Source organism: Marinococcus luteus (assembly GCF_034497705.1).
Classification (GTDB): domain Bacteria; phylum Bacillota; class Bacilli; order Bacillales; family Marinococcaceae; genus Marinococcus; species Marinococcus luteus_A.
In genome coordinates this window covers 1-2,287 of the sequence record NZ_JAXRUV010000019.1, presented here as the reverse complement: position 1 = coordinate 2,287, position 2,287 = coordinate 1, and the positions used below count along the sequence as shown (strand labels likewise).

At 59.7% G+C, this 2,287-nt stretch carries 3 protein-coding genes; all 3 read left to right on the top strand.

The features are described from left to right. Nucleotides 1-219 (top strand): rhodanese-like domain-containing protein (locus Q9M42_RS15495; protein WP_322527336.1); only part of this gene is annotated, 219 nt, incomplete at its 5' end. A 27-nt stretch (nt 220-246) separates the two neighbouring features. Further along, nucleotides 247-1,659 carry an MBL fold metallo-hydrolase gene (locus Q9M42_RS15490; RefSeq protein WP_322527335.1) on the top strand — a complete coding sequence of 471 codons (1,413 nt, stop codon included), beginning with the start codon at nt 247-249 and terminating at the stop codon, nt 1,657-1,659. Further along, nucleotides 1,626-2,287 (top strand): class I SAM-dependent methyltransferase (locus Q9M42_RS15485; protein ID WP_322527334.1); only part of this gene is annotated, 662 nt, incomplete at its 3' end. The genes Q9M42_RS15490 and Q9M42_RS15485, both read left to right, overlap by 34 nt.

The window sequence follows — 2,287 nt, the reverse complement described above, 5'->3', positions numbered from 1 at the left end:
GACGAGGAGCTCGATGAAGGACGCATTCCCGGGTCGGTTCATATCCCTCTCGGCACGATTCCTGACCGGATGAACGACCTCGATGCCAGCCAGTCCTATGTGACGGTGTGCCGCTCCGGCAAACGCAGCGCCCGGGCAGCGGAGGCCCTGCAGGACCAAGGCTTCGACGTCCGCAGCATGGCCGGCGGCATGAACGACTGGACCGGAAAAACCGAGTAGCACCTATTCTAATCTGAAGGAGCGATAATGATGTATTTGAAATATTTTTATGATACGTCCTTAGCCCAGGCATCCTACATGGTCGGCTGCCAGGCGACCGGCGAGGCAGCCGTCATTGATCCATCCCGAAATATTGAAGCGTATCTCCAGATCGCCCGCGAGCAGGGCTTCCGCATTACCGGAGCGTTGGAGACCCATATTCATGCGGACTTTGTCTCCGGGGTCACCGAGCTTGCCCGCCGGACCGGCGCCACGATCTATTATTCCACCGAAGGCGCCGACAACGGCGGCTACGAGTGGAACCAGGAGCTGCCGCTCCACGGCGTGACGCATGGCGACGAGATTCATGTTGGCAACATCAAGCTGAAGGTTCTGCACACGCCGGGGCACACCCCGGAGCATGTCTCCTATGAGCTCACCGACGGCGCGGCCACCGATCGCCCGATGGGCGTCTTTACCGGCGACTTCGTTTTCGTCGGCGATGTCGGCCGCCCGGACCTGCTTGAAAAATCCGTCGGCGTGAAGGATTCCGCAGATAAAGGGGCCCGGCAGATGTTCAAGTCCCTCCAGCAGTTCAAGGAATACGGCGATTATCTGCAGATCTGGCCGGGCCACGGCGCCGGCAGTTCGTGCGGCAAAGCGCTCGGCGCGGTGCCGACAAGCACCGTCGGCTACGAGCGGATGACCAATCCCGCCTTCCAGCCGACCGACGAGCAGGCCTTCGTGGATTTTCTCCTCGACGGCCAGAACGAGCCGCCAGCGTATTTTGCCAAAATGAAAGAAGTGAACAAGCAGGCCATGACCCCGCTCGCCGAGATTCCGGCGGCAGTGGAAATGCAGGGCACCGGCGATGACGTCGCCGCCCTGGCGGAGCAACACCATACGATGGTCGTTGACACCCGCAGTGCCGCCGCTTTCGCGATGGGAAGCATTCCAGGCACGATCAATCTTCCGTATCCGGGCTCGTTTGCCGAATGGATGGGCCGGCTCGCGGACTATGAAGCGGATATTTACCTGATTGCTGATCCAGCCGACTACCAGGAGCTGCGCCGGATTCTCACTGGCATGGGCATGGACCGCCTGCAAGGGTTCTTTGCCACGTCGGTGGTCGCCAGCACCTCGAACCTGCGCACGTACACGAACGAAACCCCGAAGCAGGTCGAAGAACGTCGCCGCCACGACGGCGTGCAGATCCTCGATGTCCGTTACCAGGACGAATGGGACCAGTCGCACGTGCCGGGTGCGGTCCATGTGTCGCTCCAGCAGCTGCCAGGCCGTACGAACGAACTTTCCACGGAGCAGCCGGTCGCGGTGCACTGCGCCTCGGGCAAACGCTCCGCGATCGCCGCCAGCATTCTCCAGAATCACGGCTTTGACGTGATCAACGTGGAGGGCGGTTTCATGAAATGGAAAAAGGAACAGCTCGAAACGACCAGCTGAGTGGGAGAACCAAACCAATGAACTACCGGGGGCTCTGTACGATGCAGGGCCCCCTTTATGATGTACAAGGAGGAGATCGTATGAGTCACCGCTTTGACCCCGCCAAGGCCAAAAAGCTATGGAGTGAAGAACGGCAGCAGGCCCTTCCGATGGCGAAGCTGCTGCCGCTCATGAATATTCAGCAGACGGAGGTGATCGCAGACATTGGTGCCGGCAATGGCTACTTCACCCTTCCGTTGGCCGAACAGGCCCGCCACGTGTACGCGGTCGATATCGAGGACCAGATGTTAACCGAATTAAAGGCCTATGCCGAACAAGCCCGCCTCTCCAATATTACCCTGATCCTCTCCGGCCTGGAGAACCTGGCCTTAACGGTGCACCAGGTCCATAAAATCGTCGTCGCCTTCGTGATGCACGAAATGGAGGATATGGACCAGGCCTTCGCGGAGCTCCGGCGCGTCCTGCAGCCCGGAGGCACCATTTTCTTTTACGAATGGGAAGCTGCCCCCACCGACTCCGGTCCGCCACTGGAAATCCGGCTGCCATCCGCCTCTTTTGCCCAAACGATCGCCTCCTATGGTTTTACAACCACCACGCATGTCATCAATGAGGGCCATTACATGGTAGA

Excerpts from the sequence above, each read along its gene's own strand:
- Q9M42_RS15490 (WP_322527335.1), top strand. The coding sequence starts at position 247 with ATGATGTATTTGAAATATTTTTATGATACGTCCTTAGCCCAGGCATCC.